This is a genomic window from Bacteroides sp. AM10-21B (genome assembly GCF_003472565.1).
Lineage (GTDB): Bacteria > Bacteroidota > Bacteroidia > Bacteroidales > Bacteroidaceae > Bacteroides > Bacteroides propionicigenes.
In genome coordinates this window covers 120,737-144,757 of record NZ_QRME01000002.1, presented here as the reverse complement: position 1 = coordinate 144,757, position 24,021 = coordinate 120,737, and the positions used below count along the sequence as shown (strand labels likewise).

The window sequence follows — 24,021 nt, the reverse complement described above, 5'->3', positions numbered from 1 at the left end:
CTTTTATTTCAGCTTTTCCAGTCTTTCTTGAATCATTCCTTCAATATCATCGTCCGCATGATAATTCTGTTGCAGGCTCAGCAGATATTGGCGCGCATCCAGTTTCTTGTCCATGGCAACATATACGTCGGACAGGAGGATGAAGCTGCGTGCCAGCCAATAGGCGTGCGGAGTACTTTGGTCGATGAAGTTCAGTATTTCCTTTTCGGCGGTGGCGTAGTCACCGGCGTTGTACATCAGTTGTGCTGCCAGGTACTTGGCTTCCGCACCGTATAATGTACGGGTGTCTTTTGCCAGAATATTCAGGTCATTCGCCGCTTTCTTCACCGCTTTTTGGTTCAGATAGGCTTTGGCACGATAGTATAAAGCCTCATTCTGCAATTCGGGGGGGAGTTTGGCTTCGGCCAGTAAGGCGGTTGCAGCTTGTATCACTTCAATATCATCCTTCAATAACACACTGCAGCGCAGTACACCCGTGACGCCCAGTTGCCGGCGTTCGGCAGTTGTGGCGCGGGCTTGCAGTTGCTTGTAGTCTGCCAGGGCTTTTTCGTATTCCTTGTGGTTGAACAGGATTTCTCCGCGCATCAGCAAGGCTTCTTCCGAATACGGGCTGTCCGGATATTCCAGCAGTTTGCCGGTATGTTCCAGTACGGCGGTTTCGTCTTTCTGTTCTTTTCCGATAAGGCTCAGATAATAGTGTGCATTCAAGCTGAAAGCTCCGCTCGGATAGCTTTGCAGATAGCGGGTGAAACTTTCCCTTGCAGGGGTGATTTCCCCTTTCATATACACTTTTTCTGCGGCGATGTAAGTCAGCGAATCTTGTTCGCTGGGTTCAAAGCGGATAGCGCCCGGCATTTGGGCTGCAAGCGCTGCGAACTCATCCACACGGTTGGCTTCCACATAGATGGATTTCAAGTCGCGCATGGCAAGGCGTGCTTCTTCACTGCCCGGATATTTGGAGATGACGTGTTTGTAGGCCTCGATAGCGTGGCTGTAATCGTCGTTCTGATAATAGAGCAGTCCGATTTCCGTGGCAGCCTTACGACTGACGGGGCTTTCGGGATATTTGTTCAGCAACTCCCGGAAGGTAGCGATGGCTTGATTGTTGTTGCGGCTTTGCACATACGAACGGCCTTTCTCGTAAAGTGCATTGACGGCGTAGGGCGAATTCGGATATTTGTTGGCCAGCCGGTTGAGTAATGTAATCTTCCCGTCGTAGTTCTTTTGCAGGCCCGACACCAAAGCCAGCTGATAGTAGGAGTAATCACCGGCGGGCGTACCCAGGTTTTCCGCCCGGGTGTAGTATTGCTTGGCTTCGTCGAAGCGGCGGACGTGCATGTAGCAGTCGCCGATACGGTTATACGCATCGGCAAGGACGGTGGCGTCTCCGCTCTTTTGCAGTTGGATGAATTTCAGGAAACGGTCTTGCGCCGTTGCATAATCTTTCTTGTGGAAAGCTATGTATGCCAGATTGTAGTAGGCAAGGGCATACATTTCCGTATTCTTCTGCGGGGCAAGTGACAGATACTCGTTGAAGTTGCGGGCAGCTTCCTGCATACGGTTCAACCGGTAATAAGATTCGCCCCGCCAGTAAAGGGCGTCGGCTTTTGTCTGCAGATTATATTGGCCTAAGGCGATGCTTTGGTTGAAGTAATTGATGGCCTGTTCAAACTGTGTGTTGGCAAAGGACTGGGTTCCCAGTTGGAACAGAATCTTTTGTTTGGCCTCCAAGATAGCCTTCCCGGGACGTGCAATGCGTTCAATGGATTTGAGTGCGGCATCATAACTGCGGGTATTCATGTAGACCTCTACCAGATAGTTGCTTACTTTGTCGGCATATGCGGAATTGGGAAACTCGTTCAGGAAATTCTCAAAGACTGTAACCGACTCGCCGAATGCGGAATAAGACGTTTCGTGAATGCAGAGAGCATAGTTATAAGCCGCCTGTTCCTTTATCTTCAGGTCGGTACCGGATGCGGCTGCCTGTTCAAATGCCATACGGGCTTTGTTCTTGTCGGCAAGTTGCAGATAAGCCAATCCCATGTGCAGATAAGAGTTTTGTGTAAGCGCGTCTTTACCGGTAGTTACTTCACCCAAGATGACGGGAACTTGCGAATAGACCCCCGTCCGGTAATAGGACATTCCCAGCATATAAAGCGCGTCTCTTCTCCGGGTGGGTTCAGTATTGTCTTTCAGGTATCGGTTGAAAGCCTCTGCGGCTTCATGGTATTTGCCGAAATGGTAGTCGGCGGTACCTTGTATGCGGTGCATCTCCCGGGTATATTTCTGGTTGGGATAGGCGGAGAGATAGTTTTGCGCAACTATTTCCGCTTTGTCATAGTTCTTTTTAACCAAGTATATTTCTGCGATGTAATAGGGCGCGAGCGTCTTGTATTTTGCATTGTCCTGCAGGCTGAGAAAACCGCTGAGGGCATCGTCATACCGTTGTTGGGTGTAGCGGATATACGAAAGGTAATATGTGCAGTCCGCGGCATATTTGGAACCGGTGCTGCGCAATGTCTCAAACCAGATGGCGGCTTCCTTCACATTCCCTGTTTTCAGGTAACAGGTTGCCAGTCGGTAGGTCATGTCGTCCCGCTCTTCGTTGCTTAGGAGGTCGAGCCGGGCGGCATTGAACATGGCGAGTGCGTCGTCATATTTTCCCTCGAAGAAATAGGCGGACGCTATAAGGGCGTAAATACGGTTGGCATGGGGAGTGTCGGGATATGTATCAAGATAGCTCCGCAACAGTTCTATGCTATTGGGACTTTTCAGTTCGTATTCGGCGCATACCAGTATATATTCGGCTTCCTCTTTGTCTCCGGTGGCAGACAACGGGCTGCCTTCCGCATTGATTTGTTTTACAAAAGCCTGTAAGGGAGACATGGCTGCGGCGAATGCCTTTTGTTGGAACAGGTTCTGTCCTTCTTCATACAGTCGTTGCGGAGAAGTGATTTTCTCGCTCGTCTGTGCTGTGGCGAGCAACGGTGCGCAGCAAAGCGCAGTGCATACTATGCGGTAAATTTTATGTTTCATCTTCGGTATAGAATGGATGCTTTTACAAAAATACGGGTTTTGGTTTGAAAATGTTCCGGTTATTTGGCTTTTTTAGGATATGCCGGACAGAAATATCTGTAGGCCTTTACGAATGGAACCCAGTCCGAAGTCCTCCGGATGTATGTCTTTAAGGGGGAGGAAGAAAGCCTCTGCAGCATCGTCCATTGCTTTGAAATGCCGGGAATCGGCTACCGTACAGCGGAAAAACATATCCAGCGTATGTACGGAAAATCCCGAATAGATGTAGATGTTAGGCAGTGAAAACAAGTATTCGGCCTGTGTCACCGTCATGCCCGTTTCTTCTTTTACTTCGCGCGCCACGCCTTCTTCACCGGTTTCCGCCATATCGATGAAGCCGCCCGGCAGGTCCAGCGTCCCTTTTGCTGGCTCTTTGGCACGGCGGCACACTAAGAGTTCGTTCTGCCCGTTCAGTATCAGGGCAACGGTGGCGGCAGAAGAGTTGAAGTAATAGGTAAAGCCGCAGTCCTTGCACAGCTTTGATTTTTCATTATGAATCTCGAAATGTTCCGAACCGCATTTCGGGCAATATCTGAATTGAGAAAGAGGATGTTCCATATCTTTGAGTGCTTTAAGATTGCAGCAGGCAAAGATACGTAAAACTATTTATTATTCATACTTGTCGCTATTTTTCTTAACGAAGTGACTGGCTTGTAAATACTTGGTTATCAATGGTATTAAAAATGCCTTATTCAGTCGTATATTGAGCCTATCTAAGTATACGACTGAGATAGGCTCAATATACGACTGAATATAACTAATATATTATATGTGTCTATTTTTTACTAAGCATCCGTTTCCTGACGGTTGTTCGTCAGCGCAGAAATTCGTAATGTCCGGCAGCGCCCTCAAAGGCAAGGATGCCGTCGTCCGAACGAACCTCCATGGCGGGAATATATACTTTTCCGTCTTTCTTGATTTGCCATGTTCCCGGGATAAGGTCGGTTATAACGAATTTCATGGTAGTGTTTCCGTCTACTTTCACATCGACTTTACCGGACAAGGGTTGGCTGTTTTTGCTGAAAGTAACAATTCGGTCGGCTATCTGCACACCTACCACTTTCTCGGCGTCGATGCGTTTCACGTCGTTCATCTGTTTGCAAGTATTGTCTGCAACTTGCATTACATTCAGGAAGTAGTTTTCCGTAGCGGCAGCTTTGGGAGATACCTCTACGCGCCATGCTCCTCTTTCGTTGGCATCATCGGGGCGGTTGGGTAATGCGTCGTTCGGGTAGTTGGTTCCGAACACCCAGAACTCTTTTCCTTTTCCACCTACCTTCTCTATTTGGGCATCACTGATTTCGGGCAGTAACACCTGGTTTTGCAACATTCCCGTATCTCCGTTCTTGGTACGCTTGATGGTGAAACGATTATTTTCTATTACCGGCTCCTCGATGCTGTGCAGCAACCAGAACTTTTTGAACTGCGGATTGGAAGAAACCACCTTGTCGAATACGATTAATGCGGCAGGTACTTCGGTAGAGTGCAGGTTGAGGAAAACGAAAGAACGTTTTGCCTCTTTTACCTTATCTGTATAAGCTTGCGTAATATCACCTTTCAAATAAGAATAATCCGGCTTATTAAGGTCCGGCCCGAAACCGTGCACCAATGCTTTACCGGTGGTATAATCCTTGCTCAGCAGCTTTTCAAAGGAACGGCAGGTTTCCCAGCGGTCGCCGGGCATACGCTGTCCGCCGTCGTTGGCTGCGAATTCGGTCTTGCCGCCTCCGCCATAGTTCCAGCAGGCGAATTTCTCATCCGGATTATATACCAGCAGAGAGTTATGGGCGATGGTACGTTTGAAGAAATTTTTGTTGTGAGGGCTGTTATATCCGCCGGAACTTCCTTGGTAAGCTCCCGCGTCAATGGCAAGAGGACCTCGGTAGTACAATTGGAAAGAACCGCCGTCCATATGCTGGTGGTTGCCGACAAACTGTTCGTTTATCTTCATTTCGGCAATCACACTGTTCTTGTCCCATGCCGTGCGGGCTATCATCCAGCCGAAAGGACTTCCTGAGTAACGCGTCAGCGGCAGGTCATCGGGGGCTTTGGCCTTCAAATCCAAATCTCTCCACAGAACGTCGAAGATGAGGCAATGACGTTCGATATTGGGCTTGCGTTCATACTCGTATGCCAAGTAGCTGTCTTTGTAGAAACTGGAAGCCAGCATGGCGGGCAATGAATAAGAAGGCATATTTCTGCGGATAGGATTGGTGTCACCTGCCGGCATCACCTGTCCGTCCGGACGGCGGCGATAGAGGAAGTCATAAAGTACGAATTGCTGGGAAGAATCATAGATAGCTCCTGCACCCATGCGGTCTAATATCCACAAAGAGAAAAGGTCGTTGCTGAAACGTACATTTACGTAGCTTGTTCCCTGATGGTAATTATGTCCGGCATAGATATAGTTTCTTACAGGAAGATAATCCTTGAACATCATCTTGATAACGTAGTTGTACATATCGGGATATTCGTCGTAGATGGCGATACCTGCGGAAAGCATATCCCGCAGTATCATCCACTCACTGGAATGTCCGGCTATCGGTTCGTTGTTGCGTGGCGGGTAGCCGCATTCCATTGTTTTGGCTATGCGGATGAAAGATTCGATATAAGCCTTCTTTTCAGATTCTTTCATTTGGTCGTAGCACCAGTCGTATACCATTGCACCGCAGGTCAGCATCACTCCGCTGGCGCGTGACAAATCTCCTTTTGTTCCATAATTGACGTTCTGGAGCGTGTCCAGCATGGCGGTAATGGCGCTTCTGGCTTGTCTCTTGTCACCGTATACCAAATAGTCGAGTGCTTGTACTTGTACGCGGCTGGTCACACCACGCATCTCAAAGTAATAACGGAATCCTCTGTCCTTTACCTTTGCTTCTTCTTCAGGAGTACGGTCCTTGCCCAATTTCTTCAGGGTGGCAAGTACTTCTTTTACGTGCGGATGGTTCATTCGTTTTTTCAAATCCGGCACATCGGCGGAGCGTACATAAAGTCGGGGATGTACTTGCGGGGGAATGGGCACTGTGACACCTTCCATATTCTCCCAAGTAACTTCTGTCCTGTTTTGTTGGGCATTGCTTGTCAGGCAGAAAACGCAGAGGAAAAGACTCGTGATAAATAGAATGCTTTTTTTCATGTTTTTTCGTTTGGTATATTAATAAGTAGTTGTTTTTCTATTCGTTTCGGAGGGGCGGACCGTACTTAATCCTCTGTAAATGTAAATCAAAAATAATTATCCCGATAGTCTTTGGGCAGACAAAAAACTTCCGGTTCTGCATTTTTGAACATAAATGATATATGCTGGGACATTATTAGTATTGCACACCTCTTGTTCGCTCATTGTACAGGATAATTAAGGTATAAGAATTGCAGGATTTATTCGTTCCTATCATATTTATTTCTAACTTTGACGCGAATATGGAATTTTAAAACCAATAACTATGAATGTAAAAATGATTTCTATGTGCCTGGCATGTGCCGGAGCATTCTTGGTGAGTTGCGGAAACGCCCGCGAAAAAAAAGCTGAAACAGCCGATGCAGCTGAAAAAACAGAAATGGTCGGAAACGATAAGGACGAACATGGATGTATCGCTTCGGCCGGATATACATGGAGCGAGGTGCAGAAAGATTGCATCCGGTTGTGGGAGAAAGGCGTTCGCCTGACTTCTGTGGAAAATGCGGAAAATACATTGTTCATTGTGTTCAGTCCGGATTCCACTCAAGTAGAACTGTTCTTCCCGGAAGAAGGTGCTCCGAATGAAATCCTCGACCGTCGTAGCCTGCCTGCCGGCGGATATGCTTGGAATGCAGAGGATGACGATACGAAGAACGTACGTCTGGAAAATGATAAATGGACTGTCAGCCAACGTGGAAAACTTATTTATAAGCAGGCTGCGGATAAATAATCCCTTTTTGATAACGGAAGATTTAAAGGCCCTGACCGGTAACGTTTGCAATATAGCACGTACGGCAGGGCATTTTTACGACTATCTCTTCTATATAGTATGGAAAACACACTTAAAACTTGGTTCTTATCTTTTCTCCATTTGTTCTTTTCCCGTCAGTGCGCCGTGTGTGGTACGCCCTTGCAGGAGGGAGAGGAGGCTATTTGCCTGAAATGTAATATGGACCTGCCCCGTACGGACTATCATCTTCGTACGGATAATCCGGTGGAACGTATGTTCTGGGGGAAACTTCCTTTGGAGCGTGCCACTTCTTATTTCTTCTATCATAAGGGCAGTGATTTCCGCCGTATACTGCATCAACTGAAATATGGCGGTCGAAAGGACTTGGGTGAGACAATGGGCCGCTTTATGGCGGCGGAATTAGTGGCTTCGGGTTTCTTTCGCGATGTAGATGTGGTTGTTCCCGTTCCTTTGCATCCCCGCAAAAAACGGATACGCGGCTACAACCAGAGTGAGTGTGTTGCCAAAGGTATTGCAGCGGTTACGGATATTCCTCTGGACGCCTCTTCTGTAGTGCGGAACAAGCATACGGAGACGCAGACAAGCAAATCCGCTTATGAACGGTGGGAGAATGTAGACGGTATCTTTCAGCTCCGCTGTCCCGAACGTTTTGTTGGAAAGCATATCTTGCTGGTGGATGACGTGCTTACTACCGGAGCCACCACTACGGCGTGTGCCGATGCGTTTCGGGATGTGGCAGGGATACGTATCAGTATACTGACGCTTGCCGTAGCCGATTCTTGACAGATGTGATTTATGGGAAACAAAAAAGGTTCGCCGCACTGACGAACCTTTTTGCTCTTCCTCTTGGACTTGAACCAAGGACCCTCTGATTAACAGTCAGATGCTCTAACCGACTGAGCTAAGGAAGAATGTTGCATCCAAGTTTTTCTTTCGCTCTTCCTCTTGGACTTGAACCAAGGACCCTCTGATTAACAGTCAGATGCTCTAACCGACTGAGCTAAGGAAGAATGTTGTTTTTTCTCAAATGCGCTGCAAAAGTAATAGGATATTTTGAAATATGCAATATCTTTGCAAAAAAAATATCAGGAATGGACAAAATAATTGGATTGGGAAACGCATTGGTCGATGTGTTAGCAACCCTTGACAGTGATGAAATCTTAGCGGAAATGGAGTTGCCCAAAGGTAGCATGACTCTTATAGATGAAGATAAATTGCTGAAAATCAATAGATACTTTAGCCGGGTGAAAACGCATTTGGCAACCGGTGGCTCTGCCGGAAACGCAATTCGGGGGATGGCGCAGCTTGGAGCGGGCACCGGATTTATCGGGAAGATAAATAATGATTCTTACGGTAACTTTTATCGGGAAAGTTTGTTAAAACGTGGAACGGAAGCTAATTTATTACTTTCCGATACACTACCTTCGGGGGTGGCTTCTACTTTTATATCTCCGGACGGGGAGCGTACTTTCGGCACCTATTTAGGGGCGGCATCTACACTGAAAGCGGAAGATTTGTCCTTGGAAATGTTCAGAGGATATACTTATCTGTTTATAGAAGGGTATCTGGTGCAGGAGCACGACATGATTCTTCGTGCCATCGAACTGGCTAAGGAAGCCGGCTTACAGGTTTGCTTGGATATGGCGAGTTATAATATTGTGGCGGGCGATCATGAGTTTTTCTCTTTGTTGGTCAATAAATATGTGGATATTGTCTTTGCCAACGAAGAAGAGGCGAAAGCATTTACCGGGAAAGAACCCGAGGAAGCATTGGATATTATCGCTAAAATGTGTAGTATTGCCATTGTAAAGGTCGGTTCGCGCGGTTCGTTAATTCGCAAGGGGACGGAAGAGGTGTATGTTGAGGCTGTACCGGTGGAGCGGGTGGTTGATACCACAGGAGCCGGGGATTTCTTTGCGGCGGGTTTTCTGTATGGGCTGACTTGCGGATATTCTTTGGAGAAGTGCGGAAAGATAGGCGCTGTCTTGTCGGGAGAGGTAATACAGGTGGTTGGAACGGAGTTGCCGGATTCAAAATGGGAAAAGATAAAGGAAGATATTATAATGATAAATTAGAGGATATATGAAATATTTAAAAATACGTTGGATAGCCGTCCTATTGCTGGTAGTAGGCGTAAGTTTCTTTTTCGGATTTAAAAGCGGAGACAGCCGTAGTTTTCAGGTTGCAAAGAACTTGGATATATTCAATTCTATTGTGAAGGAGCTGGATATGTTCTATGTAGATACAATAGACCCGAACAAGACGATTCGTACAGGTATCGAGTCTATGCTGTATTCACTCGACCCTTATACGCAATATTTTCCGGAAGACGACCAAAGCGAGCTGGAGCAGATGTTGAAAAACTCGTATGGAGGTATCGGTTCTATCATAACTTGGAATACCAAACTGAAACGTTCCATGATAGCCGAGCCTTATGAAAATATGCCCGCAGCTACCGTAGGTTTGAAAGCCGGTGATGTTCTCATGGAGATTGACGGCAAAGACCTTGCAGGAAAGAATAACCAAGAAGTGAGCGAGATGCTTCGCGGGCAGGTGGGGACGAGCTTCAAGCTGAAAGTGCAGCGTCCGGGTAAGGAGCAGCCGTTGGAGTTCGACATCGTTCGCCGTTCCATTCAATTGCCTTTTATTCCTTATTATGCGAAGTTGGATAATAACATAGGCTACATCAATCTGAGCACGTTCTCCGGAAATCCTTCCAAAGAGTTCAAACAGGCATTTCTTGATTTGAAGAAACAGGGAATTACTTCGTTGGTTATAGACTTGCGTAATAATGGCGGCGGCTTGTTGGACGAAGCGGTGGAAATAGCCAACTTCTTCCTGCCGCGCGGCAAAACGTTGGTAACGACAAAGGGAAAAATCAAACAGGCAAGCAATACATACAAGACCTTGCGTGAACCGCTGGATTTGGAGATTCCGCTGGCTGTATTGGTGAACAGTGCAACAGCTTCCGCATCGGAAATCCTGGCAGGTGCATTGCAGGATTACGACCGTGCCGTGGTGGTGGGTAACCGTACGTTCGGAAAGGGACTTGTACAGACAACCCGTCCGTTGCCTTATGGCGGTACGATGAAACTGACAACTTCCAAGTATTATATTCCGAGTGGCCGCTGCGTGCAGGCTATCGACTATAAGCACCGCAATGAAGACGGCAGTGTAGGGCGTATTCCGGATAGTCTGACAACAGTGTTCCATACGGCTGCAGGGCGCGAAGTGCGTGATGGCGGAGGGGTTACTCCGGATATTGCCGTCAAGCAGGATAAGTTGCCTAATATCTTGTTCTACCTGGTGAATGATAACCTGATATTTAACTATGCCACAGAATATTGCTTGAAGCACCCCACAGTTCCTGCACCCAAGGATTTCAAGATTACTGATGCCGACTATGCCGACTTCAAGGCAATGGTGCAAAAGGCTGATTTCAAATATGACCAGCAGACTGAGAAAATGTTGAAGAGCCTGAAAGAGATGGCAGAGTTTGAAGGGTATTTGACGGACGCATCGGATGAGTTCAAGGCTTTGGAGAAGAAATTATCTCACAATCTGAACCGTGACCTCGACCATTTCTCAAAGGACATCAAGGATATGATTGCCGTGGAGATTATTAAACGCTATTATTATCAGCGCGGGGGCATTGTCCAACAGCTAAAAGACGATGACGATTTGAAAGAAGCCGTCAAGATATTGACAGCCCCGGAAAAATATAAAGAGATGCTTAGCGCTCCCTCGGTGAGACCGGATGAGAGCAAAAAGGAGAAATAAAAAGAGCCTTTATGGACTTTGTTTTTAAGTGAAGTATCAAAACGAATTTTAGTTCTCATTCTGTCATTCAACGGAGTGAGAACTAAAATTCGTTTTACCCTTTTCATTATGCAGGGATGATTATTTCTCAACGTAATCCCCGTTCTTCTTGATTAGTTCGATTAGCTTTTCTACAGCTTCCTCTTCGGGGATGTTCTTTTCAATGCATTCTTTCTTCTTGTAAAGGCTGATTTTCCCCCGTCCGGCACCTACATATCCGTAATCGGCATCTGCCATTTCGCCGGGACCATTGACTATACAACCCATAATACCGATTTTGAGCCCCTTTAGATGTGATGTCGCTTGTTTGATGCGGGCAATGGTACTTTCAAGGTCATAGAGTGTGCGGCCGCAACCCGGGCAGGAAATATATTCCGTCTTGCTGGTACGGATGCGCCCTGCCTGCAGAATACCGAAGGCTGTGGCATCTATCACCTTGTTGCTTATTGTTTTATCACCCTTTCCGCCGTTTTGGTTGAACAGGAAGATTCCATTGCAGAATCCGTCGATAATAAGTGCGCCCATATCGGCTGCCGACTTGATTTGCAGGTTTTCCGTTTCATTCTCGGCATAATGCTGGAAGAAAACGAGAGGGTTCTTTAATCCTTCATTAATCAGCTGATGTGCCAACGCACGATATTCGCCTAATCGGTTGGGATGGTTGCTTTGAGCCACAAGCACTACTTCCGGATGATACTTCAAGCCGGCAATCACTTCGTCATTCAGCCCCATATAGGTGATGAACAGGAACTTCAGCGACGCATTGCATCCGCTGATAAACGGCAGTTGCTCACCCTTGAAAGCCGGCCATGTATTGGCTTTCCCTTCCCAAAGGTCGGCATCAATGATGTATTGCGTTCCTTCAACAGGATGTTCGGGCAGTTGGCGTCCGACGTATACGTAATCGGGCATAAACTGCGGATTAAAATCCATGTCTCCGTCCAAACGCGCGGAAATGACTACGGGGAGATTGTCTCCGCCTATATTGTGTACGGCTGTTGTGGTTCTGCGCTCAGGAGAGAGATAATGAAAGTCCGGAGCTACCGCTCCCGGTATGTACGGATGGTTGTGGCGCTGCACAATATAGTCCGCCAACTTTCGGGCGACAGGAATTTCGGCTTCGGGAGCTTCACTTAAAGATACGCGGATAGTGTCGCCTAAGCCGTCGGCCAATAAAGCCCCGATGCCTAAGGCAGACTTGATGCGTCCGTCCTCACCGTCTCCAGCCTCCGTTACACCGAGGTGGAGGGGGAAGTGCATCCCTTCTTTTTCCATTATGTGAGCAAGCAAACGCACGGTTTTCACCATGATTACCGTGTTGGATGCTTTGATGGAAATCACTACATCCATGAAGTTTTCCGCTACGCAGATTCGCAGGAATTCCATACACGATTCTACCATACCTTCGGGAGTATCCCCATAGCGTGACATAATGCGATCGGATAATGAACCGTGATTGACACCGATGCGGATGGCTGTATGATTGGCTTTGCAGATGTTCAGGAAGGGGATGAAGCGGTCGCGTATTTTCCGGACTTCTTGTGCATACTCTTCATCGGTGTACTCCAAATGCTTGAAAGTACGTGCGGCATCTACATAATTTCCCGGATTGATGCGAACCTTTTCCGCATATTGTGCGGCAACATCGGCTACTTTCGGATTGAAATGTACATCGGCCACCAGCGGTGTCATATAACCGTCTTGGCGTAGGGCAGCGTTGATGTTCATCAGGTTCTCGGCTTCCTTGATGCCCTGAGTGGTGAGACGTACGTACTCTCCACCGGCATCCACAATGCGTTTGGCCTGCGCTACACATGCATCGGTATCCTGCGTGGAAGTGTTGGTCATGCTCTGTATGCGGATAGGATTGGAGCCGCCCATAGGGGTGGCTCCGATATTCACTTCTGATGTTTCCCGTCGGGAATAATTGAATATATCCACGTTGTTAGTGTTTAGTTTACTTTATACTCGTATCTCACTTCTTTCAGGTCTTCGTTTGCTTTCACGATTTTCTTTTTCAGACCTTCTTTGTAAGCGGTAAAGGCTTCCGCCAGTTCGTCGTTGCTTAAGGCGAGCATTTGCACTGCAAGAATAGCCGCATTCATTGCTCCGTTGATAGCTACAGTGGCTACAGGAATGCCCGGAGGCATCTGGATGATGGAATACAGTGCATCTACGCCATCGAGTACAGAGCCTTTTATGGGTACGCCGATTACAGGCAGCGTTGTATTGGCTGCAATGACACCGGGCAGGGCGGCAGCCATGCCGGCAGCGGCGATAATAACCTTAATGCCGCGCTTACGGGCGCCTTTGGCAAATTCTTCTACCGCTTCCGGTGTACGGTGCGCAGAGAGAGCGTTCATTTCGAACGGTACATGTAAATCATTGAGCAACTGTGCGGCCTTTTCCATTACAGGAAGGTCGGAAGTGCTGCCCATGATGATACTGACAATTGGAGACATATTATTTAATTTATTAATCGTTAATCAATGCTTTGTATGCTTCGGCGTCCAGCAGACTGTTGAAATCCGCATCGGCAGCAGGTTTGATTTTAATGAGCCAGCCTTCGCCGTAAGGGTCTTTATTTACCAGTTCAGGTTGCTCTTCCAACGTTTCATTCTGTTCCAAAACTTCTCCTGCAACGGGCAAGAATAGGTCGGAAATGGTTTTTACCACTTCGATGGTACCGAATACCTCATCGGCAGCCAATGTTTCGCCTACTGTCTGGATGTCGACAAATACGATGTCGCCCAGTTGCTCTTGGGCATAGTCTGTGATTCCTACATAAGCTACATCACCTTCCAGGCGAATCCATTCATGCTCTTTCGTGTACTTTACATCATTAGGAAAATTCATAATCGTTAGTTTTAAGAGTTAATATTTAAAATAAGAATATACTGAATAAACGGAACATCAATTTACTGAAGGGATGCAGTACCAACAGAGAGCAAACCAGCCCTACGGCAAATCCTCCCATTACCTCGCCAAGCGTATGGTGCTGCAGGATGATTCGTGCCGTACCCAATACGCCTGCAATAAGGATGAAGATACATAACCAGCTTATCGGATTATACCCGAACAAGGCGCTGAAAGCAACCAACCCGCCTATTATGGCGCCGGCTCCTGCCATATGCTCGCTGAGTTTCCATTTCAGGTTGATAATAACGCAGATAACCATCATGATAAGAGCAGCGAGGATAATCCCTGTCATATACCAGGGAATATTCAACCGGTGCATCATGAGAAGGCAGAATATATAGGAAGTAATGGTCAGAATGAAAGGTACATATCTCCGTTTCCGTTCCGTTAAGTCTTCGGGACTGAATCCGTTTATCTTGCGAAAAAGGAAAATAGTCAGTGTGGGCATAAGGATTGTAAAGCAATACACTACTCCCAGTACAATCAGCTTGTATTGCAGGGGCATGATGCGCAAGTATGAGAATACAAATAGAATCAGGAATGCCAAGAATGGTATGGAAAACGGTGTGAATATCACCGAAATTATCTTAGCCGTCCTGATGAGGGTTCTGTCAGTTATAATATGTTGTTCTACTGCCATTTCTTTATTTTTGCATTATCACTCTAACACTTAATCGCCTTTTGCCTCTACTTTCGCAGCCTCGCTACCGGAATATTCAATTGTTGGCGGTATTTGGCCACGGTACGGCGGGCAATCGGATATCCTTTTTCCTTGAGTATCTCGGTCAATTCATCGTCGGTGTAAGGCTTTTTCTTGTCCTCGTTGTCGATGCACTCTTTGAGAATTTTCCGTATCTCCCTAACGGACATTTCCTCACCGTCTTCCGTTACGTATCCGTCATTGAAGAAGAATTTCAATGGATAAATGCCGTAGTTGGTCTGTACGTATTTACTGTTGCTGACACGGGATATGGTTGAAATGTCAAGTCCCGTACGTTCGGCAACATCTTTCAAAATCATGGGGCGGAGCAATGACTCATCGCCTTCGAGAAAGAAGGGACGCTGCAGGTCGATGATGGCCTGCATGGTAGTCATCAGGGTATTCTGGCGTTGCTTGACGGCATCGATAAATCCCTGTGCCGCATCCATTTTCTGTTTCAGAAACATCATGGCCTCTTTGGATTCTTTGGACTGATTTGCCCTGTTCTTGGTGTGTTCCTCTACCATTTCGGTGAAGTCGCGGCTCATACGGAGTTCGGGTACGTTCCGATTGTTGAGCGACAGGTTGATAGTGCCGTCGTCATACGTATCTACAATGAAATCGGGCACGATTTGTTGCAGGTTTTTGCCGATAGCTTCGCCTAATGATGCACCCGGACGCGGATTCAGTTTGCAGATTTCTTTTATGGCTTGCTGGAAGGCTTCTTCTTCCAAACCAAGTTTCTGTTGTATCTTGTCCCAATGCTTGCGGGTGAACTCTTCGTAGCATTCGGCTATAATAGCTTCTTCGATGTAAAGCAACGGATTGGGGGTAAAGTGTTGCTGCTCTATCTTGCGCCGTATCTGGATAAGGAGGCATTCTTGCAAATTGCGGGCTCCCAGTCCTGCCGGGTCGAAATCTTGGATAATCTTCAATACTTCTTCCAGTTCTTCAGTGCTAGCTTCAATGCCTGCATAGATGGCAAGTTCATCGCTGATACTGTCTAACGACTTGCGCAACAGACCGTCGTCGTCCAATGAACCGACAAGGTACTCGGCCAGTTCATGTTGATGCTCGGTGAGATTGCGTTCGCCCAACTGTTCCTTCAAGGTTTCATAGAAAGAAGTTGCGTCGGAGAAAGGGATTTCCTCGGCTTGTTCTCCTTTACTGCGGTTGTTTTCCTGTAATTTATAGTCGGGTATGTCGTCTTCGTTGAGGTAGTCGCTTAACGAATCATAATCGGTGTCTCCGCCGTCTTCTGCGTTGGAGTCTGCATCGGGAGTATCGGAGTATTCATCACTGGCAGTATCATCCTTTCCTTCTTCCAGTGCAGGGTTTTCCAGAAGTTCGGCACGTACACGGTCTTCCAGTTCTATTGCCGGAAGTTCCAATAGCTTTACTACCAGAATCTGCTGTGGCGACAGCGTTTGTATCTGCTGTTGCGCCTGGGTCTGTATTTGTCGGGAGCCTTGTGCCATACTTTACTTTATTTACATGCTGCAAAGATAAGTTTTATCTTCGCACTTTTTGCAAAAATAGTGAATAGTTCGGGAACGAGAAATCTTCTCTTATTATATTTAACAAGAAAGCCACAGCTTGGTTGCATTTTTGTTCTTATCTTTGCTGTATGAACTAAAAAACAGAAACGTTATGTTTGCTAAAGAAACGTATATGCAGCGTCGAGCCCTGCTGAAGAAAAATATAGGCTCAGGAGTGTTGCTGTTCTTGGGTAATGACGAGCAAGGACTGCATTATGAAGATAATACTTTCCGTTATCGGCAGGATTCCACATTCTTGTATTATTTTGGTTTATCGTTTGTCGGTTTGTCGGCGATTATTGATATTGACGAGGACAAGGATATTATTTTTGGAGATGAACTGACGATTGACCATATTGTCTGGATGGGTACTCAGCCCACCTTGAAAGAGAAGAGTGAACGTGTGGGAATAGCGGACGTGATGCCTTCTTCCGAAATTGTGAACTATCTTCATAAAGCGGTGCGTAAAGGGCAGACTATACATTATCTTCCTCCTTATAGGGCGGAACATAAATTGAAACTGATGGACTGGCTGGGTATTCCGCCGGTACGCCAGGAAGGTTCTGTCCCTTTTATTCGTGCGATTGTGGCGCAGCGCAGTTATAAGTCTGCCGAAGAAATAGAGGAAATAGAAAAGGCGTGCAATGTGACGGCTGATATGCATATTACGGCGATGAAGGTGCTCCGTCCGGGCATGTACGAATACGAAGTCGTAGCGGAAATGAACCGGGTGGCGGAATCCAATAATTGTGAGCTTTCTTTTGCAACGATTGCTACTATCAATGGGCAGACTTTGCACAACCACTATCATGGCAATAAGGTGAAGCCGGGAGATTTATTCCTGATTGACGCCGGTGCGGAAGTGGAGTCGGGCTACGCGGGTGATATGTCTTCCACCATTCCTGCTGATAAAATATTTACTCCGCGCCAGCGCGCCGTTTATGAAATTCAGAATGCAATGCATCTGGAATCGGTCAAGGCGCTTCGTCCGGGCATTCCTTACATGGATGTTTATGATCTTTCCGCCCGCGTTATGGTAGAGGGAATGAAAGAACTTGGCCTGATGAAAGGTAATGCCGAAGATGCCGTGTGCGAAGGTGCGCATGCCTTGTTCTATCCTCATGGATTGGGACATATGATGGGACTGGATGTGCATGATATGGAAAACTTCGGAGAGATTTGGGTAGGTTACAACGGTCAGCCTAAGAGTACGCAGTTCGGTCGTAAGAGCCAGCGCCTTGCTATCCCTCTGGAACCGGGCTTTGTACATACCGTTGAACCGGGCATCTACTTTATCCCCGAACTGATAGACCTTTGGAAAGGAGAAAAGAAGTTTAAAGATTTCATCAACTATGATAAAGTGGAAGAGTACCGTAATTTTGGCGGTATCCGCAATGAAGAAGATTATCTGATAACGGAAACCGGTGCACGCCGCTTAGGCAAAAAGATTCCATTGACACCGGAAGAAGTGGAAGCGTTGAGGTAGTTGAAAGCTGATAGTTGAGAGTTGAAAGTTAGCTGCGCTATTATGCTGCATAGTAACTTTCAACTCTCAACTATCTAAGCGTGTAACTCCAATATAAATCGTGCCCCTTTCGTATAGCTGCTGTCCAGTGTCAAGTTGCCGTTCATTTTGGTGGCAATCAGCGAACAGATAGGCAGTCCTAAACCGTCGCCTTGCGTCAGGTCTTTTACTTCGGTGAAAGGTTTGAATATCTCTTCACGTTGTTCTTCGGGGATGCCGCAACCGGTATCACTGATAATGAACTGGTGAGTGTGGGCGCCGCGCTTCTTGAAGTCCAACCATATCTTTCCACCTGTGGGGGTATATTCGGCAGCATTCTCCAATAAATGCACTAAGATACGTTCCAAATGTTCCGGATTGAGTTTTACATTCAGCTTGGGAGCATTTACAGTGAGAGTTACGTCTTCTTGTACCTTACCCCGTATTTTGTCCATAACGTTTTCACAGAAAGTTGAAACATTCTTTTCCTCCATTTCATATGGTTCTGATAAGCTGTTTTCCAACTCGGATAACTCTTGGATGTGACCGGAGAAAGTATGCAATGCCTGTACACCGGGTAGTTTCGGGTCAAGGGTGTCTAAAGTCGGCTTCATTTGGGCAGAGATATTCTGAATGAACTTGGTTTTTAATTCATTGTGCTCATTGGCTATGCTGATTGCCTTCTTTTGTTTACGTGTCAATAGGATGAAACGTAACAATATGATAGTTCCTATCACTAATGCTGCCGCTAAAATGGCTGCCAATATGCAAAGTCCGATGATAATGTATTGTTTGGCGGAGAGGGAATCGTCTTTTTCCTGAATGGTAGCCAGACTTTCATCGTATTTCCTTTTCAGTACATTCAGTTCATCTTGCGCGGTGAGTGCTTTGACTGAGTCTGTCCAAATAATATATTTATCATAGGTGCGTGCCACCAAGCCCGCATTGTTTGCTTTACGGGCAATGCCTATGAGGGTTTTGTAGCATTCGTCCACTTTGGCATAATTCTTTTGTTGCTTGTACTGCTCTATCAATTTCTTGAAAGCTGTGTCTCCCTGTGAATTCATGCCGAAAGTATAGTAATAGTTGGCTTGGGTATACAGGAAATCATTGTTTAGGGAGTCGCTTTTGGCTGCCTGTGCTGCTTCTCCCAACTTATTCAACTGTTCCTTAGCGCGAGATGGATTCTTGGTATTGATGTACATTTGCAACCGCTCTTTAGTGATGTGGAAACGCAGATTCGGGAGACTCTTTTGAAGTTTCTGTTCGCCGGTTCCTACTAACTGTTCGGCACTGCGCAGTAGCTCGAAAGCTTCTTTATAATAATTTTCGCGATGGTAAAGTGCACTGGCATTGACGCCGCATTCTACAGCTGGAGCGTATTTCTCTTGTGAGGCAAAAGAGTTGTAGGCTTGTAAGAAGAGGTAGCGGGCTTTGATATATTCTTTTTTGGCAAGGCTTTCTTGCGCTTGTTTCATTAGTTCATCAGCACGACTTTGTGCATAGGTTTGGGCATACAGGAAAAAAAGTGCCGTAAAAAGTATTGTAATGATTCTTTTCATTATACGTATGTTTGTTTTATTTGCACACAAAGTTAAATATTTCTTTGCTATGTTGTATACAAAAGTCTATAAATTCCCTTATTGATGAATGAACTAATATTTGAAGCTGCTGCCGCCTAAGAATTCCCTTAATAAAGATGTTGGCGGAATTTCCTTATCCTGTACCGGTGTAAAGTATTTGATGAACTTCATGAGGCGGTAGGCTTCGGCATATTCGGGGCAATTGCGCGGCACACCGGTGAGTATGGGCTCTGCATGGCAACGTAGTACGGCAAACTCAAACAATAAAGCTGAATTAAACATGACATCGGCATTCTCTTGATAGGGGAATATCCATTTGTCCTCTCCTGCACGTACACTGGGCCAGCGTGAAATAGTTTCTTGAGCTGAATATCCACGGTAGTTGAAGTCACGGATAATGCGACGCAACAAACGGTTGTCCGTTGTTGGAATCCAGTTGTGGTCATCGAGTGAAATAGTGGTTAATGCGGAAACATAAATTTTGTATTTGTTTTCGGCGGGTATCTGCGGAGTAAGTTCCGGGTTCAGAGCGTGGATACCTTCCAATATAAGAATGGTGTGCTCGTCAATGCGTAATTTATCTCCTTTATATTCTTTCTTGCCGAGTGTGAAGTTGAATCGCGGCAACTCTACCTCTTCTCCCCGTAGTAAAGCTTGCAATTGATTGTTGAATAATTCCAAATCGAGTGCGTAGAGGGATTCATAATCATAGTTACCATTTTCATCAAGCGGCGTTTCTTCGCGGTCTACAAAATAATTATCTAATGAAATGGGATAAGGGCGTAGGCCGTTGGTCATTAATTGGACAGAGAGTCGTTTGCTGAAAGTTGTTTTTCCTGATGAAGAAGGACCGGAGATTAATACCAGTTTTACGCGGTTTCCATTTTCTCCTCGGTGATAGATTTCATCGGCAATCTGAGCTATTTTCTTTTCTTGAAGAGCTTCCGCTACATTAATCAAGTCGGTTGCATGTCCTTCTTCGCAAGCAAGGTTGAAGTCGCCCACATTGCTTAGTCCCATGATATAGTTCCAGCGTAGATGCTCTTTGAATACATCAAGCATTTTCTCTTGCTTCACCACTTCTTCCAGCACTGTAGGATTTTCTTTGTTTGGGATGCGTAGTAAGAGACCGTCATAATACTTCACGATGTCGAACAGCTTGATAAACCCCGTACTGGGCAATAAATTACCGTAATAGTAATCTACAGTGCTTCCCAGCGTATAATAATAGGTATATATAGAACCGGATGTTTCCAGCAATTTTACCTTGTCGTTCATTCCTCGTTCGCTGAATACCCGCACAGCCTCGGTAGTGTGGCATTCGGTACGGTGAAATGGGATATCTTCGGCAATAATTTCCTGCATCCTTTTTTTGATGGCAGATACATCTTCCAATTCAATAGGACGTCCGATGCGAAGATTACAGAAGTAGCCTTTGGATACGGGATGCTCTACAAACAACTTTCCTTCCGGAAATAATTCACTGACAGCCTTATATAAGATAAAGCAAAGTGAACGGACATAAGTACGCATACCGGAAGAATCTCGCACATCCAGAAATTCTACATCTTTATTATTATATACCCGAAAATTTAGTCCTTCGGAACGGTTATTTACCTTAGCACTGACTACTTGGTAGGGAAAATTAAGATTAAAACCGTAATAAATATCCAAAAGTGAGCTTCCTATAGGGAATTCTTTATAAATATTATTATTTTTGCAACAAATTTGTAACATATGTTTCATGATGTCTTTTTTTGGAGTGATTAACACGTTAAATATAAGACATAATAACAAATGGCACAACGAAACACTTTAACTAATTAAAGATGGAATATTCTTTTTATGATTTTTTAAAGCTGCTTGGCTCATTGGCATTGTTCCTCTACGGGATGAAAATTATGAGTGAGGGACTTCAAAAATTCGCCGGCGACCGCTTGCGGAAGATTTTAACCGCTATGACGACCAACCGGGTGACCGGTGTTCTGACAGGTGTGCTTATTACGGCACTTATCCAGTCTTCCTCAGCAACTACCGTTATGGTGGTGAGTTTTGTCAATGCCGGGTTGCTGACTTTGTCACAGTCTATCGGTGTAATTATGGGAGCCAATATTGGTACTACTGTTACAGCCTGGATTATTTCTGCATTAGGATTTAAAGTAGACATCGCAGCTTTTGCCCTCCCTCTTTTAGCCTTTGGCATTCCTCTCATGTTCTCTCAAAAAAGCGCCCGTAAGTCCATCGGTGAATTTATTTTTGGTTTTTCTTTCCTTTTTATGGGGCTTTCTTTATTGCAGTCCAATGCTCCCGACTTGAGACATAATCCTGATATGTTGGCTTTTGTACAGGATTATACCGATATGGGCTATTTATCTATTCTTTTGTTTGTATTCATAGGAACTATATTGACCATGATTGTGCAGGCTTCTGCAGCAACGATGGCAATAACCCTTATTATGTGTGCTAACGGTTGGATTAGCTTTGAATTGGGAGCTGCATTGGTTCTCGGTGAAAATATAGGTACAACCATAACAGCCAATCTTGCAGCTCTGACCGGTAACACGCAGGCTAGGAGGGCTGCATTGGCGCATCTGGTATTTAATGTATTCGGTGTAATATGGGTGTTGTGCCTGTTCGTGCCTTTTACTCAAGGAGTAGCTTGGTTTGTAGACAATGTAATGGGAACTAAAGATCCGGCTGTTGCCGTTTCATTTAAACTGTCAGCTTTCCATACTTGTTTTAATATATGCAATGTGCTGATATTAATATGGTTTGTGAAGTTTATAGAACGTACGGTTTGCGCCATTATACCACAGAAGGAACAGGACGAAGAATATCGTTTGCGCTTTATTACGGGTGGTATGCTTTCTACAGCAGAACTTTCCATTCTGCAGGCAAGCAAGGAAATTCATTTGTTTGCCGAACGTACGCATCGTATGTTCGGTATGGTACGTGACTTGTTGCATACCGATAAAGATGATGATTTCAATAAATTGTTCAGCCGGATAGAGAAATATGAGAATATCAGTGACAGTATGGAACTGGAGATTGCGAATTATCTGAACCAAGTGTCAGAAGGGCGTTTGAGTTCTGAAAGTAAGTTGCAAATCCGGGCTATGCTGCGGGAGGTGACGGAGATAGAAAGCATAGGTGACAGCTGTTATAACTTGGCGCGTACTATTAATCGTAAGCGTCAGGCGAATTTGGAATTTACAGAGAAGCAATACGAGCATATCCATTTTATGATGAAGTTGACTGACGACGCTCTTGGACAAATGATTGTGGTAGTAGAACGTTCGGAACATCAAGGTATTGATGTGAATAAATCGTTTAATATTGAAAATGAAATCAATAATTATCGCAATCAGTTGAAGAATCAGAATATCCTTGATGTTAATAACAAGGAATATGATTATCAGATGGGTGTCTATTATATGGATATTATTGCTGAATGTGAAAAGCTGGGCGACTACGTAGTCAATGTAGTGGAAGCCAGTAGTGATATAAAAGAAAAGAAAGCGTCTTAGGACGCTTTCTCAAATTCATCTTTGCCTACTCCACATAGAGGGCAAACCCAATCATCGGGAAGGTCTTCAAATGCAGTTCCCGGTTCTATTCCGCTTTCCGGATCTCCCTGTTCCGGGTCATAAACATATTCACAAATAGTGCAGATGTACTTTTCCATAATGTTCTTTTTTAAAATTCTTCTTTAATAACAATTAAAATACCCTTTTTGTTTATTGTTCAATTAAAAAAAGGTACATTTGTTATCTCAACCTTAAAAACACACCTTTATGGAGATGACTGATGGGCTTTTTCGGGCAATAATGCGAAACATTCATGCCTATGTTCTACTGATAAACCGCGATTTTACGGTATTTTATACTAATTATTATGATATTGTCGGAGTACCCAAGCCCTCCATTACACAACGGGTGGGAGATTTACTTAGATGTAACAATGCAATGTCTTCTACCAAAGGATGCGGTACGCATGAGTTATGTGGACAATGTCCTGTAAGACGGACAATTGAGAATACTTTCCTAACCAAGCAATGTTTCACCGACTTGGATGCTATCTTGAATATAAGAGGAGCGCAGGATAGAGTTGCTGAATGCGAAGCTCATATTTCCGGTGAGTTTATGCAAATAGAAGGTAAGGATTGTATGGTAATAACGGTACATGATATTACCCATTTGAAACAGGTGGAAATGGAATTGAAGGAAGCGAGGAAGAAGGCAGAACAGGCGGATTATTCCAAATCGGTCTTTTTGGCGAATATGAGTCATGAGATACGTACTCCTTTGAATGCGATTGTAGGTTTCTCAGAACTATTGGCTTCTGCTTCTACTGATGAAGAGAAAGCGCAGTTTATGGAGATTGTACGCACCAACAATGAATTATTGCAGCAATTGATAGCGGATATATTGGATTTATCGAAAATAGAAGCGGGCACACTGGAATTTGTTTTGTCTGATGTGGATATTAATCAGCTTGTGTTTGACATAGAACAGCAATTCAGGATGAGGCTGAATGAAGAACGTTCTGCTGTTAAAATCGTGCGTGAGGTTTCGCAGTCAGAATGTATGATGTATACGGATAGAAACCGAATCGCACAAGTCATTTCTAACTTTATGACGAATGCTATGAAGTTTACGTCGGAAGGTAGTATTACACTGGGATATCGGTCTTGTGAAAGCGGACTGTATATTTATGTGAAGGATACAGGAAGCGGGATTCCCGAAGAAAAGGTTGCTCATATATTTGACCGTTTTGTAAAACTGGAACAGACGAAGAAAGGTACGGGACTCGGACTTTCCATTTGCCAGACAATCGTTCGCAAATTGGGTGGTGAGATAGGTGTTGAGTCAAAACTTGGAGAAGGCTCTACTTTCTGGTTTACTTTGCCTTGGAAATTGGAATAATTAAAAAAGAGGAGCTGAATTTGTAAAACCTA

At 45.3% G+C, this 24,021-nt stretch carries 18 protein-coding genes and 2 tRNA genes; 7 read left to right on the top strand and 13 right to left on the bottom strand.

All coding sequences use genetic code 11. The annotated features are described in order from the left end of the window. Positions 1-3: 3 nt before the first annotated feature. The 3 genes from DW121_RS02715 to hepB all read right to left on the bottom strand — a co-directional run bounded on the left by DW121_RS02715 (position 4) and on the right by hepB (position 6,211). Positions 4-3,036 carry a tetratricopeptide repeat protein gene (locus DW121_RS02715; RefSeq protein ID WP_118322985.1) on the bottom strand — a complete coding sequence of 1,011 codons (3,033 nt, stop codon included), beginning with the start codon at positions 3,034-3,036 and terminating at the stop codon, positions 4-6. A 72-nt stretch (positions 3,037-3,108) separates the two neighbouring features. After that, the gene (locus tag DW121_RS02710; RefSeq protein WP_118322984.1) at positions 3,109-3,633 is read right to left on the bottom strand and encodes an NUDIX domain-containing protein; all 525 of its coding nucleotides are present in this window, start codon (positions 3,631-3,633) and stop codon (positions 3,109-3,111) included. A 256-nt stretch (positions 3,634-3,889) separates the two neighbouring features. Next, positions 3,890-6,211: a heparin/heparin-sulfate lyase HepB gene (gene hepB, locus DW121_RS02705; protein WP_118322983.1), complete on the bottom strand. Its 2,322-nt coding sequence runs from the start codon at positions 6,209-6,211 to the stop codon at positions 3,890-3,892. Positions 6,212-6,515: 304 nt separating this feature from the next. Between hepB and DW121_RS02700 the strand changes: the two genes are divergently transcribed. Together DW121_RS02700 and DW121_RS02695 are read left to right on the top strand one after the other, a co-directional pair. After that, positions 6,516-6,980, top strand: coding sequence for a hypothetical protein (locus DW121_RS02700; RefSeq protein ID WP_118322982.1), 465 nt, complete (start codon positions 6,516-6,518; stop codon positions 6,978-6,980). A gap of 99 nt (positions 6,981-7,079) precedes the next feature. After that, positions 7,080-7,784, top strand: a complete 705-nt coding sequence (locus DW121_RS02695; protein ID WP_118322981.1) for a ComF family protein — start codon at positions 7,080-7,082, stop codon at positions 7,782-7,784. 54 nt (positions 7,785-7,838) lie between these two features. On the opposite strand, the gene DW121_RS02690 is transcribed toward DW121_RS02695, so the two are convergent. Then, positions 7,839-7,912: transfer RNA gene (locus tag DW121_RS02690), tRNA-Asn, on the bottom strand. A 25-nt stretch (positions 7,913-7,937) separates the two neighbouring features. Further along, positions 7,938-8,011: transfer RNA gene (locus tag DW121_RS02685), tRNA-Asn, on the bottom strand. A gap of 81 nt (positions 8,012-8,092) precedes the next feature. Between DW121_RS02685 and DW121_RS02680 the strand changes: the two genes are divergently transcribed. Then, the gene (locus tag DW121_RS02680; protein ID WP_118322980.1) at positions 8,093-9,076 is read left to right on the top strand and encodes an adenosine kinase; all 984 of its coding nucleotides are present in this window, start codon (positions 8,093-8,095) and stop codon (positions 9,074-9,076) included. 7 nt (positions 9,077-9,083) lie between these two features. Next, positions 9,084-10,781 carry a S41 family peptidase gene (locus DW121_RS02675; RefSeq protein WP_118322979.1) on the top strand — a complete coding sequence of 566 codons (1,698 nt, stop codon included), beginning with the start codon at positions 9,084-9,086 and terminating at the stop codon, positions 10,779-10,781. Between the two features lie 120 nt (positions 10,782-10,901). Here DW121_RS02675 and DW121_RS02670 read toward each other — a convergent pair whose 3' ends face one another. From DW121_RS02670 to rpoN, 5 genes are read right to left on the bottom strand one after another with little or no spacing between them, the layout of a single operon-like run. After that, a complete protein-coding gene (locus DW121_RS02670; protein WP_118322978.1) occupies positions 10,902-12,761 on the bottom strand; it encodes a 4-hydroxy-3-methylbut-2-en-1-yl diphosphate synthase in 1,860 nt (619 codons plus the stop codon). Between the two features lie 11 nt (positions 12,762-12,772). Continuing rightward, on the bottom strand, positions 12,773-13,282 hold the full coding sequence (gene purE, locus DW121_RS02665; protein WP_117710359.1) for a 5-(carboxyamino)imidazole ribonucleotide mutase: 510 nt from the start codon (positions 13,280-13,282) through the stop codon (positions 12,773-12,775). 13 nt (positions 13,283-13,295) lie between these two features. Then, entirely contained in the window at positions 13,296-13,676 is a 381-nt protein-coding gene (gene gcvH / locus DW121_RS02660; RefSeq protein ID WP_118322977.1) for a glycine cleavage system protein GcvH, read from the bottom strand. A 25-nt stretch (positions 13,677-13,701) separates the two neighbouring features. After that, positions 13,702-14,379 (bottom strand): hypothetical protein, encoded by a 678-nt coding sequence (locus tag DW121_RS02655; RefSeq protein WP_118322976.1) that lies wholly within the window; start codon positions 14,377-14,379, stop codon positions 13,702-13,704. Between the two features lie 47 nt (positions 14,380-14,426). Then, positions 14,427-15,917: an RNA polymerase factor sigma-54 gene (gene rpoN / locus DW121_RS02650; protein ID WP_118322975.1), complete on the bottom strand. Its 1,491-nt coding sequence runs from the start codon at positions 15,915-15,917 to the stop codon at positions 14,427-14,429. Positions 15,918-16,089: 172 nt separating this feature from the next. Between rpoN and DW121_RS02645 the strand changes: the two genes are divergently transcribed. After that, complete coding sequence (locus DW121_RS02645) at positions 16,090-17,463, top strand: aminopeptidase P family protein (RefSeq protein WP_118322974.1); 1,374 nt, start codon at positions 16,090-16,092, stop codon at positions 17,461-17,463. Positions 17,464-17,537: 74 nt separating this feature from the next. Here the strand turns inward: DW121_RS02645 and DW121_RS02640 are convergent, their stop codons facing one another. Next, a complete protein-coding gene (locus tag DW121_RS02640; protein ID WP_118322973.1) occupies positions 17,538-19,043 on the bottom strand; it encodes a sensor histidine kinase in 1,506 nt (501 codons plus the stop codon). Positions 19,044-19,136: 93 nt separating this feature from the next. Continuing rightward, complete coding sequence (locus DW121_RS02635; protein WP_118323096.1) at positions 19,137-20,810, bottom strand: nucleoside kinase; 1,674 nt, start codon at positions 20,808-20,810, stop codon at positions 19,137-19,139. A gap of 83 nt (positions 20,811-20,893) precedes the next feature. Here DW121_RS02635 and DW121_RS02630 point away from each other — a divergent pair, with 83 nt between their 5' ends. After that, the gene (locus tag DW121_RS02630; protein ID WP_117710353.1) at positions 20,894-22,591 is read left to right on the top strand and encodes a Na/Pi cotransporter family protein; all 1,698 of its coding nucleotides are present in this window, start codon (positions 20,894-20,896) and stop codon (positions 22,589-22,591) included. On the opposite strand, the gene rd is transcribed toward DW121_RS02630, so the two are convergent. Next, positions 22,588-22,749 carry a rubredoxin gene (rd, locus tag DW121_RS02625; protein WP_117710352.1) on the bottom strand — a complete coding sequence of 54 codons (162 nt, stop codon included), beginning with the start codon at positions 22,747-22,749 and terminating at the stop codon, positions 22,588-22,590. The genes DW121_RS02630 and rd overlap by 4 nt on opposite strands. A gap of 109 nt (positions 22,750-22,858) precedes the next feature. Between rd and DW121_RS02620 the strand changes: the two genes are divergently transcribed. Then, entirely contained in the window at positions 22,859-23,989 is a 1,131-nt protein-coding gene (locus DW121_RS02620) for a sensor histidine kinase (RefSeq protein WP_118322972.1), read from the top strand. Positions 23,990-24,021 lie beyond the last annotated feature (32 nt).

Bases quoted from the DNA above. Each gene is read 5' to 3' on its own strand.
- DW121_RS02695 (WP_118322981.1), top strand. From the start codon at position 7,080: ATGGAAAACACACTTAAAACTTGGTTCTTATCTTTTCTCCATTTGTTC.
- rd (WP_117710352.1), bottom strand. From the start codon at position 22,749: ATGGAAAAGTACATCTGCACTATTTGTGAATATGTTTATGACCCGGAA.
- rpoN (WP_118322975.1), bottom strand. From the start codon at position 15,917: ATGGCACAAGGCTCCCGACAAATACAGACCCAGGCGCAACAGCAGATA.
- DW121_RS02680 (WP_118322980.1), top strand. From the start codon at position 8,093: ATGGACAAAATAATTGGATTGGGAAACGCATTGGTCGATGTGTTAGCA.
- DW121_RS02710 (WP_118322984.1), bottom strand. From the start codon at position 3,633: ATGGAACATCCTCTTTCTCAATTCAGATATTGCCCGAAATGCGGTTCG.
- DW121_RS02655 (WP_118322976.1), bottom strand. From the start codon at position 14,379: ATGGCAGTAGAACAACATATTATAACTGACAGAACCCTCATCAGGACG.
- hepB (WP_118322983.1), bottom strand. From the start codon at position 6,211: ATGAAAAAAAGCATTCTATTTATCACGAGTCTTTTCCTCTGCGTTTTC.
- DW121_RS02635 (WP_118323096.1), bottom strand. From the start codon at position 20,810: ATGAAACATATGTTACAAATTTGTTGCAAAAATAATAATATTTATAAA.
- DW121_RS02645 (WP_118322974.1), top strand. From the start codon at position 16,090: ATGTTTGCTAAAGAAACGTATATGCAGCGTCGAGCCCTGCTGAAGAAA.
- DW121_RS02630 (WP_117710353.1), top strand. From the start codon at position 20,894: ATGGAATATTCTTTTTATGATTTTTTAAAGCTGCTTGGCTCATTGGCA.
- gcvH (WP_118322977.1), bottom strand. From the start codon at position 13,676: ATGAATTTTCCTAATGATGTAAAGTACACGAAAGAGCATGAATGGATT.
- purE (WP_117710359.1), bottom strand. From the start codon at position 13,282: ATGTCTCCAATTGTCAGTATCATCATGGGCAGCACTTCCGACCTTCCT.
- DW121_RS02715 (WP_118322985.1), bottom strand. From the start codon at position 3,036: ATGAAACATAAAATTTACCGCATAGTATGCACTGCGCTTTGCTGCGCA.
- DW121_RS02700 (WP_118322982.1), top strand. From the start codon at position 6,516: ATGAATGTAAAAATGATTTCTATGTGCCTGGCATGTGCCGGAGCATTC.
- DW121_RS02675 (WP_118322979.1), top strand. From the start codon at position 9,084: ATGAAATATTTAAAAATACGTTGGATAGCCGTCCTATTGCTGGTAGTA.
- DW121_RS02620 (WP_118322972.1), top strand. From the start codon at position 22,859: ATGGAGATGACTGATGGGCTTTTTCGGGCAATAATGCGAAACATTCAT.
- DW121_RS02640 (WP_118322973.1), bottom strand. From the start codon at position 19,043: ATGAAAAGAATCATTACAATACTTTTTACGGCACTTTTTTTCCTGTAT.